The sequence below is a fragment of the Desulfosarcina sp. genome, from assembly GCF_046496365.1.
In the GTDB taxonomy this organism is placed as follows: domain Bacteria; phylum Desulfobacterota; class Desulfobacteria; order Desulfobacterales; family Desulfosarcinaceae; genus Desulfosarcina.
On record NZ_JAWOHB010000145.1, the window covers coordinates 17,344 to 32,901 of the forward strand.

Annotated in this window: 14 protein-coding genes; 10 read left to right on the forward strand and 4 right to left on the reverse strand. The window is 57.7% G+C overall.

What is annotated here, in order from left to right; translation table 11 throughout:
* Positions 1 to 321 precede the first annotated feature (321 nt).
* The 10 genes from R6V78_RS14515 (at position 322) to R6V78_RS14560 (ending at position 9,385) form a co-directional block, all read left to right on the forward strand.
* Entirely contained in the window at positions 322 to 741 is a 420-nt protein-coding gene (locus tag R6V78_RS14515; protein ID WP_410290090.1) for a hypothetical protein, read from the forward strand.
* Positions 734 to 1,804: a hypothetical protein gene (locus R6V78_RS14520; RefSeq protein WP_410290091.1), complete on the forward strand. Its 1,071-nt coding sequence runs from the start codon at positions 734 to 736 to the stop codon at positions 1,802 to 1,804. The genes R6V78_RS14515 and R6V78_RS14520 overlap by 8 nt, the downstream gene beginning before the upstream one ends.
* A 104-nt stretch (positions 1,805 to 1,908) precedes the next feature.
* The gene (locus R6V78_RS14525) at positions 1,909 to 2,409 is read left to right on the forward strand and encodes a peroxiredoxin family protein (RefSeq protein ID WP_410290092.1); all 501 of its coding nucleotides are present in this window, start codon (positions 1,909 to 1,911) and stop codon (positions 2,407 to 2,409) included.
* Positions 2,406 to 3,587 (forward strand): ABC transporter substrate-binding protein, encoded by a 1,182-nt coding sequence (locus R6V78_RS14530; protein ID WP_410290093.1) that lies wholly within the window; start codon positions 2,406 to 2,408, stop codon positions 3,585 to 3,587. Before R6V78_RS14525 ends, R6V78_RS14530 begins: the two co-directional genes overlap by 4 nt.
* Complete coding sequence (locus R6V78_RS14535; protein WP_410290094.1) at positions 3,572 to 5,443, forward strand: ATP-binding protein; 1,872 nt, start codon at positions 3,572 to 3,574, stop codon at positions 5,441 to 5,443. Before R6V78_RS14530 ends, R6V78_RS14535 begins: the two co-directional genes overlap by 16 nt.
* A gap of 40 nt (positions 5,444 to 5,483) precedes the next feature.
* Positions 5,484 to 6,212, forward strand: a complete 729-nt coding sequence (locus R6V78_RS14540; RefSeq protein WP_410290095.1) for a response regulator — start codon at positions 5,484 to 5,486, stop codon at positions 6,210 to 6,212.
* Between the two features lie 39 nt (positions 6,213 to 6,251).
* Complete coding sequence (locus tag R6V78_RS14545) at positions 6,252 to 6,821, forward strand: peroxiredoxin family protein (RefSeq protein ID WP_410290096.1); 570 nt, start codon at positions 6,252 to 6,254, stop codon at positions 6,819 to 6,821.
* Between the two features lie 4 nt (positions 6,822 to 6,825).
* Positions 6,826 to 8,568: a rhodanese-like domain-containing protein gene (locus tag R6V78_RS14550; protein WP_410290097.1), complete on the forward strand. Its 1,743-nt coding sequence runs from the start codon at positions 6,826 to 6,828 to the stop codon at positions 8,566 to 8,568.
* Positions 8,565 to 9,044, forward strand: a complete 480-nt coding sequence (locus tag R6V78_RS14555) for a MauE/DoxX family redox-associated membrane protein (RefSeq protein WP_410290098.1) — start codon at positions 8,565 to 8,567, stop codon at positions 9,042 to 9,044. The genes R6V78_RS14550 and R6V78_RS14555 overlap by 4 nt, the downstream gene beginning before the upstream one ends.
* Complete coding sequence (locus R6V78_RS14560; RefSeq protein ID WP_410290099.1) at positions 9,044 to 9,385, forward strand: hypothetical protein; 342 nt, start codon at positions 9,044 to 9,046, stop codon at positions 9,383 to 9,385. Before R6V78_RS14555 ends, R6V78_RS14560 begins: the two co-directional genes overlap by 1 nt.
* Positions 9,386 to 9,450: 65 nt before the next feature.
* Here R6V78_RS14560 and R6V78_RS14565 read toward each other — a convergent pair whose 3' ends face one another.
* The 4 genes from R6V78_RS14565 to R6V78_RS14580 form a co-directional block, all read right to left on the reverse strand.
* A complete protein-coding gene (locus R6V78_RS14565; protein ID WP_410290100.1) occupies positions 9,451 to 10,329 on the reverse strand; it encodes a formate dehydrogenase accessory protein FdhE in 879 nt (292 codons plus the stop codon).
* 157 nt (positions 10,330 to 10,486) lie between these two features.
* Positions 10,487 to 11,206, reverse strand: a complete 720-nt coding sequence (locus tag R6V78_RS14570) for a 4Fe-4S dicluster domain-containing protein (RefSeq protein ID WP_410290101.1) — start codon at positions 11,204 to 11,206, stop codon at positions 10,487 to 10,489.
* 14 nt (positions 11,207 to 11,220) lie between these two features.
* Positions 11,221 to 14,274: a formate dehydrogenase-N subunit alpha gene (gene fdnG / locus R6V78_RS14575; protein WP_410290102.1), complete on the reverse strand. Its 3,054-nt coding sequence runs from the start codon at positions 14,272 to 14,274 to the stop codon at positions 11,221 to 11,223.
* 349 nt (positions 14,275 to 14,623) lie between these two features.
* The coding region (locus R6V78_RS14580; RefSeq protein WP_410290103.1) for a BTAD domain-containing putative transcriptional regulator at positions 14,624 to 15,558 on the reverse strand (935 nt) is incomplete at its 5' end.

Below are 15,558 nucleotides of genomic sequence, written 5' to 3' on the forward strand. Positions count from 1 at the left end.
AAGTGCTTACGCTTACAGAACCCGTCATCCCCGATGAGCTTGCGCACCACCGGTTGTGTGGGATGAACCACCCCCGAAGGTGGGTAATGATGAAAAATTTCTGCAATAATTCCCAAAGCAGGCGATAATATCATACACAGCTGTGAACACGATCAAACAGCTGCCCGGTGACGGTGATGCGACAACATTGACCGCAGACGGACCGGCCGACCGCGACTGGATCCAGCCGACTGTAAAAACGTAACGGTTTGGAATGTTGGTTGCATAATATATCTTGATCTCGCAACATCATCTTTTCAGCGAAGGCAGGAGGAAAAAGGCATGCCAGGCGCCAACCAGGAAAACACCGCTGAGTTCGACCGTGGAACCTACGTGAAAATGCTGATCACCATTGCCCGGGCCGACAGGGAGAACGGCCCAGCCGAGTATCGATTCATTCGTAAACAGGCCATCCAGATGGGTGTCGATTATGAACAAATGCTCAGGGAAACGGACAAGGATTTTGAAATTGGCACCCACAAAGTGTCCCGCTTAACTGCCCTTCGCGTGCTCAAAGACGCCATCATGATCGCCTCCATGGATGGCTTTTTTACGCTGCCCGAAAAGCAAAAAATCTATAACTACTCTGAAAAGCTGGATATCCCCCGCACCGATGTGGATCGGTTGGAAATCCTGGTCGGGCATCTCAAAGACCTCGATCAGCGCTGGAAGGAACTGGTGGCCGGGCACCCCGATGAATAGCAGCGGCTTGTCAGCCCCCCTGCTGATATGCACGGATCAGGCGGTGGCCTATTGCCGGGGCAGCCTTGAGCAGTTGAGCAGGTGGTTTGGATTTGCGGCATCCCTGGATCCCTGGTATTCCCTGGGGCTTTTTCTGGCCTGCGCCATGCTCATGGTCTACCGCCTCAACGTATTGGAGCGCAAGGGCCTCGAAGGCACCGTGCTGGGCACGCTGGTCATGCCTTACGCCTCCGGGTTCCCGAACCTGATGTTCGCTTACTCCCTCGGGCGCCAGGGTGGCAGTGGGTCGGTCATCGTCGAAAACTGTATCGTCAACAACGTCACCAACCTTACCCTGCTCATCGGCCTGCCGGCCCTGATCTGGACCCTCAATATCATCCCTTCGCGATCCAACCCGGCCAAACGGACCTCAGCGTCCAAGCTTCAGCGCCTGAACAGCCTGTCTTTGATGCTGACCCTCATGGCCGTTCTTTTTTTCAGTGGTGCACTGTGGGCCCTTGGGCGCGACGGGATCCTGGATTTCGGCGATGGTCTGGTTCTGGTGGGCATTTTCCTGTTCTGGCAGGTGCTGCACGTTTTCGATGTGCTCAAATACAATATCCACCAACGGCGCACCCTGTCTTGGACCATCCTTGTTGATGGCCTGCTGGTGGTGGCGCTGGGTGCAGGCGTCCTCAACGGCATCGACAGCCTGGTGGCCTGGGTCATTGCCCTTGGTCCGGGGTTCATCCTCTACGATCAGTTGGGCATTTTCAGCGGCTGCCTCATGGTGCTGCCCAATGCGGTCCTGGCCGCTTACTATGCCCGGGCCCGCCGGGCTGACATCGTCTACAGCTCCCAGGTGGGCGACGGCCACATCTGCATCCCCATGTGCATCGGTCTGTTTGCCCTCTTTTCGGTCGTCCAGGTGTCCGCCCGGATGACCACGGGTATCATGATCATCCTTGGAGCAGGGTTGCTGCACCTCTTTTTCATCTCCCTCCTCGGCAGGCTTCCCCGCGCCGTGGGAGCCCTGTTGACCATCGCCTACAGCGTCTTTCTTTACACCGGGTTGATGGGATAACGAACCTTTGGGCGGGACGTGCCGGCCGGGCAGTTCCATCGACCCTCGGCAGGCAGTTTATTGGGCTTTGACTTTTCCAGCGGTTCATCTGTATCATAGGCAACATGAGGAACGTTAACCGTCACTTCTGGTTGGGCTGCTTTTTCAGCATTCTTCTTGTCGCGCTGCCGGGAGTGCGCTGCCTCGAGGTCAATGCTTTTGCAGCGCCGCGGCCCCAAATCGAGACGATGGCTGATGCCGAATTAAACCAAATTATCACCAACGGCAGCGGCAAGTATGTTTTGTTTTTCACGGCCGCCTGGTGTGGCTTCTGCAAGGAGATGCTGCCCACCCTCAATCGGTTGTACCATCGTTTCAACGATCAAGGGCTTCGGTTTATCGGCATCAGTATCGATGCCGGGGGTCCTGCGGCCATGGCGCGGGTCCTGGAAAAAAAGCACGTGGATTTCGCGTTATACTGGGTCGGTGAAACCGTAATCGATCAGTTTAATCTGGTGGGCATTCCCATGATATTTCTGGTAAAAAGCGGTCGGATAGTTGAAAAGATCCCCGGAAAATGCTCCTATGAATTTCTCGAAGGCAAACTGCGGGACTTCATCCAATGAAAAATTGCGCCATCCTCTTAATCCTGGTCGGCATGGTTCTGGCTTGCGGCAATGCCGACCAGGACACGGCGCACAGCAGTCAATCCCTTGGCATCACCGATGACGAAATCCTGGTTGGCTCTTCCCTGGCGTTGGGCGGACACGCCGGCTATCTGGGTACCCAGACCCTGCACGGCGCCCTGGCTTATATCAAACATATCAATGAACAGGGCGGCATTCATGGCCGCAGGATCAACGTCATTGCCTATGACGACGGCTATGACCCGCCCCGATGCGTAGCCAATACCCAGAAGCTGATAATCCAGGACAAGGTGTTTTCACTGTTCTGTTATGTGGGCACCCCCACCACGGTCAAGATTCTGCCCCTGGTGGAAGAGGCCAAGATTCCCGTGGTGGGCATGTTTACCGGCGCCAACGCCCTTCGGGAACCCCTCAACCGCTATCTGATCAACGTACGGGCGTCCTACTACCAGGAGACCGGCGCGGCAGTGAAACATCTGGTCGAAGAACTGAAGATCAACCGGATCGCCGTCTTCTATCAGTACGACGCCTATGGTTTCGACGGCCTGAAGGGCGCGGAAATTGCGTTGCGGGCCTACGGCCTGGTGCCGGTGGCTACGGGTACCTATATCCGCGGCACTCTGGATGTGGCTGACGGATTGCGCCGCATCATGGCCGAGCAGGCGGAAGCGGTGGTGATGATCGGCACCTATGAACCCTGCGCCGAGTTCATCACGCTTTCCAAAGCAATGGGGTTCTCGCCGGTTTTCTACAACGTCTCCTTCGTCGGCGCCGATGAATTGGCCCGACTGCTGGGCCGGATCGACGCCAAAATCATCGTGACCCAGGTGGTGCCGCCGCCGGAGGTGTCGGACAGCAACCAGGAGCTTTGGGGGGCCCGGGACTATGTGGCGCTGCTGAAGCGCTACTATCCCGCCGACCAGCCCAACTTCGTCAGCCTGGAAGGCTATATCAACGCCCGGGTCCTGGTGGAAGGGCTTCAGCGCGCCGGCCGGGAGCTGACCCGCGAAACGTTCATCGATGCCATCGAGTCCATCCGGAATTTGGATCTGGGCATTGCCAATCTGATGTCCTTCAGTCCCAAGAATCATCAGGGACTGGAGCGGGTCTACTTCACCCATCTGCAGGACGGCAAGTTCATATGGCTCAATCACTGATTACCGGCATCAAGAATGCCAGCCTGAAGAACAAGATCTTCTTCTCCGTCACGGCTGTCATTTTGCTGATCAGCGTCCTGATTGCCCTTTTCACCCGCTGGATCCTGATATCCACCCTGACCTCGGAACTCAAGCTTCGCGGACTGGGCATCGGCTACAGTGTGGCCGAAAGCTGCAAGAGCGACATCCTCACCAACAACATCCCCCGCCTGACCAGCCAGGTCTTCGACGCCCGCCTGGGCGGGCGCAGGGAGCTGGTCGGCTATGTGTTGATCCTTGACAAACAGGACCGGATCCTGGCCCATACGTTTACCAGCGATATCCCGGAACAGATCGCCGCCGCCAACCCCATCGACCCCGAAAGCGATTTTCGCATCCAATTGCTGCACGCTGGCAAAGACCCGGTTTACGATGTGGCCGTGGCCGTGAACGAGGGTATTTACCGCATCGGGTCGGTCCGCGTGGGCCTCTACGAAAAGCACATCGACCAGCTGATCAACAAGCTGCGCACCACCTTCGTGGGTTTCGTCTCGATGGTGACCCTCTTCTTTTTCATCGTCAGCCATCTTCTCTCCCAATACATTACCCTGCCCATCACCAAGCTGACCCGGGTCTCGGATGAAATCAGCCGGGGAAGCTTCGATTATCAGTTGGACATGGAAAAGGAACTGCTCCACGGTAGCGTCAAGGACGAGGTGCGCCAACTCTCCCTCTCCTTCATCAACATGACCAACCGCATCAAGGAGTCCCAAGCCAAGCTCAAGGAGTCGGACAACAAATACCGCTCCCTGTTCGCCAGCGGCCCCAACCCCATCTTCGTGCTGGACAGCGCAACCTTGGCGATCCTCAGTGCCAACCCCAGCGCCGAGGAGGCCTATGGCTACACCAAAGAGGAGTTGGTCGGCCGGCCGTTCACGGACCTGGGGCCCTTCGCGCTGGACGACAGCCAATGGACCGAATTCAACACCCAGCAGGCCGGCAACGTCACCACCGTCAGCTCCAAGGTTCAATATTTTAAAAAAGGCGGCGAGGCGTTTTTTGTCAACGTGCATGCCTGCCCGGCACCTTATGAAAACAAGCATGCGTTGATTGTGGCCACCACCGACATCTCCGAAATGGTCGAAAAGGACAGCCAACTGATTCATGCCAGCAAAATGACGAGCCTGGGAGAGATGTCCGCCGGCATCGCCCACGAGCTCAACCAGCCCCTCAACGCCATCAAGATGGGCAGCGAGTTTCTGGAGATGATGATCGAAAAACAGATCCCCATCCCCGAACAGGAGTGTTGCCAGGTGGTGCGTGAAATTAGCAGCCAGGTGGATCGGGCCGTGGATATCATCCGGCGGCTGAGAGACTTCGGACGCAAAACGGATTTCACCAAAGAAAAGATTCTGATCAACGATCCCATCAACTCCGTGCAGGACATCATCGGCCGTCAGTTGCAGCTGCAGAACATCGATGTCCAGTTGCAACTGACGGCCGGTCTGCCGCCCATTCTGGCCCACCACAACCACATCGAGCAGGTTATCTTCAACCTGATGACCAACGCCCGGGACGCCATCAATGCCAAGGTGGAAACGGGCATGGGGAATCCTCAACGCAACATCATCATCAAAAGCTACGCGGCAAACGATCAGGTGGTGGTGGAGGTGACGGACACCGGCAGCGGCATCGATCCGGCGGTAAAAGATCAGATTTTCGAGGCCTTTTTCACCACCAAAAAAATGGGCGAGGGCATGGGACTGGGCCTCTCCATTACCAACGGTATTGTTGAAGACTATGGCGGCCAGATCCATATCGAAAGCGTTGAAGGTCAGGGCACCACCTTTAAACTGAGCTTTCCTGCGGCGCGCTAACCGGGCGCTGCAGGACTTTCGCGATCATGGGGAGTGCAGGATGCCAAAGCGCAAGGTTTTGGTCATTGACGATGAAAAGCCGACCCTGAGCATGTTCCAGCTCTTTCTCAGGGCCTATGGATATGAGGTGCTGCTGGCTGAAAACGGTTCCCAGGGGCTGAAGATTTTTGAGTCCGAGTCCCCGGCAATTGTCTTTACCGATATCAAGATGCCGGGGATGGACGGCTTTGAGGTCCTGGACCGCATCAAGAGCCAGGCACCTGAAACCGAGGTGATTGTCATCACCGGCCACGGGGATATGGACCTGGCGGTTCAGGCGCTAAACCACGAAGCCACCGACTTCATCAACAAGCCCATTCATCGCTCGGCCCTGGATGCCGCCTTGCAGCGCGCGGAAGTGCGCATCCAATCCGTACGGACGGAGGCGGCCGTCATCGACAGCCTTGAGGTCGACGACATCCGGATCATTGAAATCAAGGGCAACATCAAGGCCTCCTCCGAACGGGAACTGACGGCCGCCTTTACAAACGCGGCCGGAAACGCCAGAATCCTGTTGCGTTTTCATGACAGCACCGCCATCAACGGCGCCGGTATCGGCGTGTTGATTCAATTGCTGGCCGAGCGCCAGAACAGGCAAGGTAAGGTGGCCATCAGCGGCATTTCGGAAAACTTGGCCCGGATTTTCGATATGGTGGGCATCACTCGCCTGGCGAAAATCTTTGCCCTTGACCGGGAAGCCCAGACCTATCTGCAGGGGCCGGGCGAATAAAAGCACGATGCGCCGCCTCAAAACCAGGGAGCCGATACCATGATACGCCTAAAAAATTTCATCGGGGTGCTGAGCATCGCCGCCCTCATCGCGGGATGGCCCGGTGTGGGCAGGTGCGAACCGGCCGCGACGCCCGGCGTCGGCGACCGGATGCCCGTCATGCACCTGGCGCCGCCGGCGTCCCCACAGGATTGCAACTATCTGGGCGTTGAGGCCGGCCGGCCGTTTCAGCTCTCCGATGCAGCCGCGCAGCTGCTCCTGGTGGAGATCATCGGCGTCTATTGCCCCCTGTGCCATCAGCAGCGGCCGCACATTAACCGGCTTTACCATCGCATCCAACAAGACGCCCGGTTAGCCAGCAAGGTGAAGCTGCTGGGCATCGCCGTCGGTGCCACGCCCATGGAGGCGGCCTACCTGGTCAAGGAGGCCCGCATTCCCTACCCGGTCATTGCCGATGAAGCCTTTGACGTTCACAAACGGCTGGGAGAGCCGCGGACACCGTTCAACATCCTGACCACCAGGGACGGGGAGGTCCTGTGGTCCCATCTGGGAATCATTGAAGATATGAACGCTTTGTACACCCTGCTTAAATCCCTGGCAGGTCCATAAGGTGATGTCGACCCCCGATAGGAACAACGCCTCCTCTCAGACGCCACCAATTTCGGAAGACGATCGACGCCGCTTCCTGCGCAAGTCCCTCTGCGACGCACAAATGGAGTTCAGCAGCCTCGAATCGTCGCTGAAAATCATTGAAAGTGCGCTTCTCACCGCTATGGGTACGTTGGGAGCCGTTTGCGGATTCAACGGCATGCTTCGACCCGAAGCCAACGGCATCAAAGTGGTGGCCCGCGGTATGGATGGCGCCGCCTTGGCATGGATAGAGGACAACTTTCAAAATCTTGCCGATCAATATGTTAGCGCGTTGGAGTCCTCAGCCGACGCTTTTCATAGCGAAATCCGAATTCTCTCCCAGGATCCACCCCATTGCCCGGGACCTTTGGCCGACGCCCGGATCCGCATTCTGGCGGCCTGGCGAACGGGCCATACCCCGATCGGCATGATGGGGCTCGGCGTCAACATCAAGGACGTCCCTTTTTTGGATAGCGAGATCGACTTCCTATACAACCTGATGGATCATATGATGCTGGAGATCCGCGCCGCGGGTACCAAGTCCATTATCCATACGCTGGAAAACGAGTTGGATCAGGCCAGGCAAAGAGTGGCCGAATACACCGTGCGCAACGAAACCTCCCAAAAGGAGTTGGAAGAAGCCCGCTTTCGGCTCTCCGGGTTTAACGATATCTTCCATGAACTCAGCGGGCTCAAGGAGACCGACAAGGTCCTCGATGCCTTTTTACTGGTTATGCTGGGCATTTTCAGTGCCCATAGCGGAACGATCCTGTATTGGGACGATAGCACCAGCAAAACCCATGCCATCCGGCGTGGTTGCGAAGAGCCGACCGGATCCGCTGCGATCGAGGAGAAACTTGAGGTCGTGTTCGGATCTCGGCAGGGCGCCAGGCTGGGGGTCATGCAAGCGACCATGATGCCTTCGGAGCTATTGAAGTCACTGCATTTATTTTCACCTCCAGGCAGTGTCGCCGTTGTTTTTAAAGTCGATCAGGGCGCCCGAGGCGTGCTATGCCTTGGTAAAAGGCTGGTTGAAACCCAATATGGGGTCCAGGAGCAAGAACTGCTGCTGGCATTCACCCACACTTTTTTGGCCTTTCTGAAAAACAGCAGATCCTTTGAAACCATAGAACGGCTCAATGCCGGCCAGAAACAAAAAAACATCGAACTGGAAAAAACCGTCCGGGCGCTTTCAGAGAGCCGAAGAACAATTGCCGGGCTGGAAAGGGCCGGTGAACGCATCAAAGCCGCCATCGTCAACGTCATTTCCCGGACCACACGGCTTTCGATAATGGATGTCGCCTTGATCCTATTCGCCGGTACGGCACTGGGTCTGGTCTATAATTATGCCAGCCCCTCAGGAATCCCTATCGTACCCCAAATATGGCGTTATCCCCCGGCGCCGCAAAGCGGCATCGACATCACCAAGACCCTGCTGGACGCCGAAAAAATCATCCTTATCGACGCCCGACCGGTGGAATTCTATAATCAAGGCCATATTCCCGGTGCGCTCAATTTACCGTTGGCCCTTTTCGACTTTGTCTATATGATGCGGTTCAGCCAGTTTGACGCTGAGCAGCCCATCGTGGTTTACGGCCGGAATATCAGCCGCCATTACGACGCCGAGGTTGCGTTCAAGCTCACGGAAAGAGGGCATCCGAACGTCTCTATTCTCAGCGGCGGGTTGAACGCCTGGCAGGCCAGGGGGTTTGCAACCGCACCATGAGCGCGCTGACAAAGATACATGCGACGTTGACCCATCCCTATCTGGCGTTGATCTTGCGCCTTTACATCGCCGGTCTGTTCATCTATGCCGGCATGCTTAAAATCAACTATACGGCCGAATTCGCCGAGACCATTGCCAGTTATCGCATGGTACCCTACTGGGGTGTCAACCTGATGGCCGTCACCATGCCCTGGATCGAACTGATCAGTGGTATTTTGCTCATGTGCGGCATTCGCGTACGTTCGGCCATCGTCGTAACCGGTTCACTGCTGGTGATGTTTAGCGTGGGCATTGCGGCCAACCTGATATGGAAAGCCCCTATCGATTGCGGCTGTTTTCACACGCTGGATGATCCCATCAGCTGGAAAACCCTTGTGCGGGACCTGATGTGGGTCGCCATGGCCGTTCACGTCTATTGCTATGACAGAATCCTGCATCTGGAACGCAAACTCGATTGGATTGTCAAGGAGATATAATGGGTCGTCCACGCGGATCGTTGGCCGGGGTCGTGTTGCTGGCATTGGCGCTGCCGCTGCTGTTATGGCAGTGCGACCGGCATGCGGGCATCGCCGGCAAGTATCAGACGGCCGCTCCGGGAATGTCAGGCCGTGTCCCTGTCAGCCTGGAGCTGCAGGCTGACGGTAGGGGTATCTGGTCAATGGAAACCGACAACGCCCCCTTTCGCTGGGACCTTTACGGCACCAAGATCCGGTTGCACACCCAATCCGGCGGAGTTATCGAGGGGGTCGTCGACCAAGAGACCATCCATCTGGCCATGCCCGGCATGGCGGTTCTGATTTTCAAACGCTGCGAGTAGCCGCCGACGGGCCCTCCGGTTCAAGTGCCACCCGCCGCGTGACGGGGTGCCAGTGATAAACCCGCCTAATGCAACACGCCCGCCGGCGTCACCGCCTGGATATACCCCTTTTCCGTGGCCAGAAGATCCAGATGAAGGGATGTAACCTGCTCTAGGGGGGCATAAAAACGGCGGTCCATCTTGCGGGTGTCCACCACTTTCAGGTATCTTTTGCACCCGCCGCATAGGTTCACCCGGAATTCCGGCTCATCATCGCTGAAGAAATATTCCAGGGCAGCGCTGTCACGGTTTTGGCAGAACGGACAGGCCATGCGGGCTGCCGGCCAGCGATGCCAGCACAAGCCGCAGTGAACCCATTGCTTCCCCTCGGCGTCCAATTCCCCAAGAATGGGTGTGCGGCCGCAGACCGGGCAGTTGCCGCGATTTTCCAGGCTGCTCGCCAAATGGACGGCCAACTGACGGGAACCCGCCTCGATACTGGGTTTGACGGCCAGATAGAGCAGCAGCGAAAGCATGTCGGCCGGCGCGTGCGTGGTTTTGGCGAGCTCCTGGACCCGACCCTTGTCATCCAGAACATCATTGAACATCGGGGCCATGGGCACGCCTTCGTTCATGGCCCGGGTCAACACTTCACCGGCACCGCCCAGCTTTTCACCAGACTGCACCGCGATGCGGCAGATCTGCACCAGCAGTTTTTCAGCTGCCGGAACGTCGACCGTGAATGCAGCCGGCTCGATGAGTGAAAAACCTTCTTTTAATTGCATTTCCAGGAGCGATCGGTCAATCCGGATCGCCTCTGGGCAAGTGTCTTCGGCAGCATGGGACTGGGCCACAAATACCGGCCCATAAAACCCCAAAATGGTCGTATAGGCCGGCCGCATAGCAGTCACCTGGGAAATGGCCTGTTTAATGGTCGTTTCGTTCCAGACCGGCGTGCTGGTCATTAAATCGTTCCTTTCCCATGGGTGCCGTCACCCAAAAAGGGCCTGCCGGCATCCCATCATAGAAAGGAGAGGCGCCCCAACCACAGCAGCCTCTCCTTTTATCGGGTGAAAACAGGGCCGGAGCCACAGTCCCATATACCGCCAGCCGGCAGGCCCGCTATGCCAGTTGACGCAACACCCGCATAAACGGGTTGACCATTTTTCTCAAGGCCATGTGGCGGGTAACGCCGTGAGCGCCGGCGGCGGCTACGACAAATTCATGATAATCGGCAGGCGCTTCACTTACCAGATAGATTACATTGACGTCGTCGGCATCCACAAGTTGGGCCTGTGCATGTTTTTGACTAACCTGGGCCAGCCGCTGCCGGGCGAGTGAGACCATCTGGTCCCGGTCCCCAAAGTTCATGGTGCCCGTGGGGCACGTCTTCACGCAGGCCGGCAGCAGCCCGTTGTTCACCCGGTCGTTGCACATGTCGCATTTGGCCAAAGTACCGTCTTCCGTTTTGCGCGGGATGTTATATGGACAAGACTCGATAATTTCATCCGCAAACAGGTTCTTGGTGTTGGCCGTAAAAATAACCGCTCCGGTTTTTTCATCCTTGAAGATGGCGCTCTCGTCCTGAGCTGTTTCTAAACACGGCGGTTCGATGCAGTGACGGCACTGTTCCGGAAAAAAGAGCCATTTCAACTGGCCGTCCTTTTCCGTCTCGCGCATGCGCACCAGTTTGTAGGTGGAAAAAGAAAGGTCCGACGGATTCTCGAAGGTTCCCCGGTTTTCCGTTGTTTCGGCGGGCAGGTCATGCCACTGCTTGCAGGCCACCTGACAGGCCCGGCACCCGGTGCACCGCGTGGTGTCGATAAAAAACGATTTGCTCATGCCATTGCCTCCTCTTATGCTTTAACCACGTTGACCATGAAGGCCTTGGATTCCGGGATACGGGTGTTGGGGTCGCCGGTGGAGGGAGTGAGCAGGTTGGCACTCTCCTCCGTGCCGCTGTCGGGCCACCGCCAGCCGAAATGCCAGGGCACACCCACCTGGTGGACGGTATTACCCCCGATGGTGAAGGGCTTGAAGCGTTTGGTGACGATCGCCGTAGCCTGCAGCGAACCTCTGGCGCTGGAAACCTTCACCCGTTCGCCGTTTTTAATATCGCGCATCGCCGCCAGCTCCTCGCTCATCTCCACAAACATCTGGGGTTGAAGCTCCATCAGCCAGGGCTGCGGCCGGGTCATCAGGCCGGTCTGCCAGTGCTCACTGACCCGGTAGGTGGTGCCTACGAAAGGAAAACGCGGATCGCAGGTCATGTGGGCATCGGCATCGCTGCCATAGACCGGGGCCACCGGGCTCATGCGTTGCTTGTTGACCAGGTTTTTCTCGATGGGGCACTCCAGCGGCTCGTAGTGTTCGGGGAAAGGACCGTCCTTGAGGCCCGGCCCGTAGATCTGGGCATGGCCTTCCTTGCGCATGATAAACGCGTAGCGGCCGGCTTCATTCAAGCTGCCGTCCGGATTCTGCAAAGGAGGCCATCCGCCGTCGGGCACATCACCGATCCATTTCTTGCCCCCGGCATCCCACTTGACCACCCAGCGATCCGGGTTGTAGGGCTGACCCTTGGGATCGCAGGAGGCCCGGTTGTAGATGATGCGCCGGTTGACCGGCCAGCACCAGGCGAAGTCGGGATAGAGCCCGATGTTGTTGGGGGCGTCTTCCTGGCCTCGGCGGGCCGCCATGTTGCCCTTTTCCGTGTAGCTGTTGCAGTAGAGCCAGTTGCCCGAGGAGGTGGATCCGTCGGCCTGGAGCAGGGCGAAGCTAGGCACCAGGGTCCCGGCCTTGTAAGTGACGTCGCCGATGGTCTTGTCCTGGAGCCAGTAGCCGTTAACTTCCTTGGCCACTTTGTGGGCATCGAACTTGTGGCCGCTTTGGTAATCCCACTTGAGGTTGAGAATTGGTTCTGGAAATACCCCGCCCTTGGCGTAGAGCGCCTTGAGCTTGAGACCCAGTTCCATGATGATGTCACCGTCGGGCAAGCTGTTGCCCTGGGGTTTGGGGCCCGCGTAGCGCCACTGCATCCAACGGCCCGAGTTGGTGATGGACCCCTCTTTTTCCACCGAGACACAGGCCGGCAGCATGAAGACTTCCGTCTTAACCGCGGCCGGATTCACACCGGGGCCGTGCCAAAACGATCCGGTCTCATTGTCGAAGAGGTTGACGTTGACCATCCAGTCCAGCTTGGCCATGGCCTGGCGGGTCTTGTTGGAATTGGCCCCCGAACAGGCCGGGTTCTGGCCCCAGGCGAAAAAGCCCTTGATTTGACCGTCGTACATGGCGTCGAAAATATCCATCCAGGAGTACGGCTTGCCGTCATCGACCTTGGGCAGCCAGTTGTAGCCAAAATCGTTTTCGGCGGTCGCCTTGTCGCCGAAAAAGGACTTGAGCAGGCTGGCAGTATACTTGGGCCGGTTCTGCCACCAGTTGGCCGATCGTGGATCGCTGCTTTTGGGGGTGAACTTCTCGTTGTAAGCGGCAAGGGAAACGATGGATGCCGACGGCATGGGCAGGTAGCCCGGCAGCAGGTGAAACAGCAGGGCGTGGTCGGTGGAGCCCTGAACGTTGGACTCCCCGCGCAGGGCATTGACCCCGCCGCCGGCGACACCCATATTCCCCAAAAGCGACTGGATAATGGCCATGGCGCGGATGTTCTGGACACCGACGGTGTGCTGGGTCCAGCCCATGGCATACATGATGGTGGCGGCCTTGCCCGGCTTGCCGGTGGCGCCGTAGGTCTTGTAGACCTCCAGCAGTTTGGCCTGCGGTGTGCCGGTCACTTCCGAGACCAGTTTGGGCGTGTAGCGCTCGTAATGCTTCTTGAGCAGGTTGAACACGCAGCGCGGATCCTTGAGCGTCGGGTCCTTTTTGGGAATCCCCTTGTCGTCGAGTTCAAAGGCCCAATTGCTGGCATCGTAGCTGCGCTTCTTCTCGTCGTAACCGGTAAAGAGGCCGTCCTTGAAGCCGAATTTTTTGCCGACGATAAAGGCGGCGTTGGTGTAGTTGACCATGTACTCTTCGTGGTAGAGCCGGTTGTCCAGGATGTATTTGATCATCCCGCCCAGGAAGGCGATGTCCGTGCCCGAACGCAAGGAGGCATAGATGTCCGCCTTGGATGAGGTGCGGGTAAAGCGCGGGTCCACATTGATCAGGGTGGCCCCCTTTCTCTGGGCCTCGGCGATCCATTTAAAGGAGATGGGATGGTTTTCCGCGGCGTTGCTTCCCATGATGAGAATCACGTCCGCGTTTTTCAGATCGATCCAGTGATTGGTCATCGCGCCGCGTCCGAACGACTCTGCCAGAGCCGCAACCGTTGCGCTGTGTCAGATCCTGGCCTGGTGTTCGACGTATACCAGTCCCATGGCACGCAGCATGGCCTGGTAGATCCAGCACTCCTCGTTATCCAGAGCCGCAGAGCCCACCGAGGCGATGGCCGTGGTGCGGTTGACGGTCTGTCCCTTGGCGTTGGTGATTTCGAAAGCGGCGTCGCGGGTGGCCTTCACGCGTTCGGCGATCGTATCCAGGGCCCAGTCCCAGGAGACCGTTTGCCACTGGCTGGCTCCGGGAGCCCGGTACATGGGTTCGGTCAGTCGATTCTCGTTTTCAGTCAGCTGCTTCAGGGAAGCGCCCTTGGAGCACAGCGCCCCGCGGTTGATCACGTGACCGGGGTCTCCTTCGATGTTGAGCACCCGTCCGTCACCGCGGTTGCTGGTGTGGACGATGGCGCCGCAGCCCACCCCGCAATAGCAGCAGATGGTGGTGGTCTCTTTGGCATACTTGGTCTTCAGCATCCCGGCATGGGCCCTGACCGGTTTCAGGTCGAAACCCAACCCGCCCACGGCCAGACCGGCCGCCGTCGCACCGGAAATTTTTATGAACTGCCTTCGGTTGACATCCATCTTTGGTCTCCTTTCATCGAAACGCGTGTCCGTGATTGCATCAACCTGGTTGAAACCAAGCCGGTCCTTATGGGTTTGACATTGAGGCGCCGGAAAGATGGTCCGGACCTTCAGCGGAGGTGCCAGCTCAGCAGATGAAGGTCCGAAACCAAAGTACGCAGGCACTGGAGGTGAACGACCCTCGTGCCTGGAAAAGGAAATTATCACAGGCAGGGTTACAGGGAGGATACAATCGCGGCGGCAAACAATAAAAAACAGGACCCCGGACACAAGGGTCCCAAGTCCAGCCCGGACTTAACCGGCCTCTGACCATGGTTCAAAGGGGACCGCTGGATGGTCGCGGCATGCATCAGCGATTGAGTATTTCCCCATAAATCCGAATTGTTGAGGAATCGGGACCGGTATCCAGCTCGCTGGCCAGGGCCTGCGTCAGGTTGCGATAGACCTGGAGGGCCGCGCTGCTTCGCCCCTGCCGCAGAAGCAGGCGCATGAGCCGCTGGGCAGCCTGCTCGGCCAGGGGATCAGCCTGGATCACAGCCTCACAATACCGGACCGCCTGGGCCAGATCACCAGAACGCTCAAGAATCTCCACCATCTCCACAAGCACAGCGAGGTACTGATCTTTTAAAGCGGCGCGCTTCATCTCGGCCCAACCCAGATAAAGCTCTTCGGGCAGAAATTCCCCCCGGTAGATATCGATGGCCCTGCGGCAGGCCGAAAGACGGCGCTGGTCATCGTCATCGCCCGCCAACTGCCTGACCAGATTGCAGGCGGCCAGGAAATCGTTGACGTCAACCCGGCATCGCCGCATGTCCAGGCTGATCCGGTTATCTTTCAGGATTATGCAAGAAGCGCCGTAACGTTGATCCATATCCGGTTCCAGAATCCGGCGCAGCCGGTGAAGCGTCACCTTAAAGCGTTTCAGGGCCGCGTCATACTTGCTTTCCGGCCAAAGGGCATCCATAAGAATGTCCTTGGGAATCTCACGGCAGCCATGGACAACAATCGCCTTCAGCAACAGCTGCTGGCGTATGCCGGTCCATTCAGCATCGTTGATGCGGGCGCCGTTTTCACGACGGACTTCAAACCCGCCCAGGGTTCGGATGTCAAATCGGTGAAGGATCCCTTCAGACGCGTCACGCGCTGAGGATGGGAAGGAATGGGAAGGTTCCTCGGCTGCCGCGGAAAGCATGTCGACAGGCAGATGGTTTAGAATACGTTGGACGAAAAGCGACACGTCCCGGCAGCGGTGTTCGAGCGCCGGCTTACAGGCGGCAACGATGT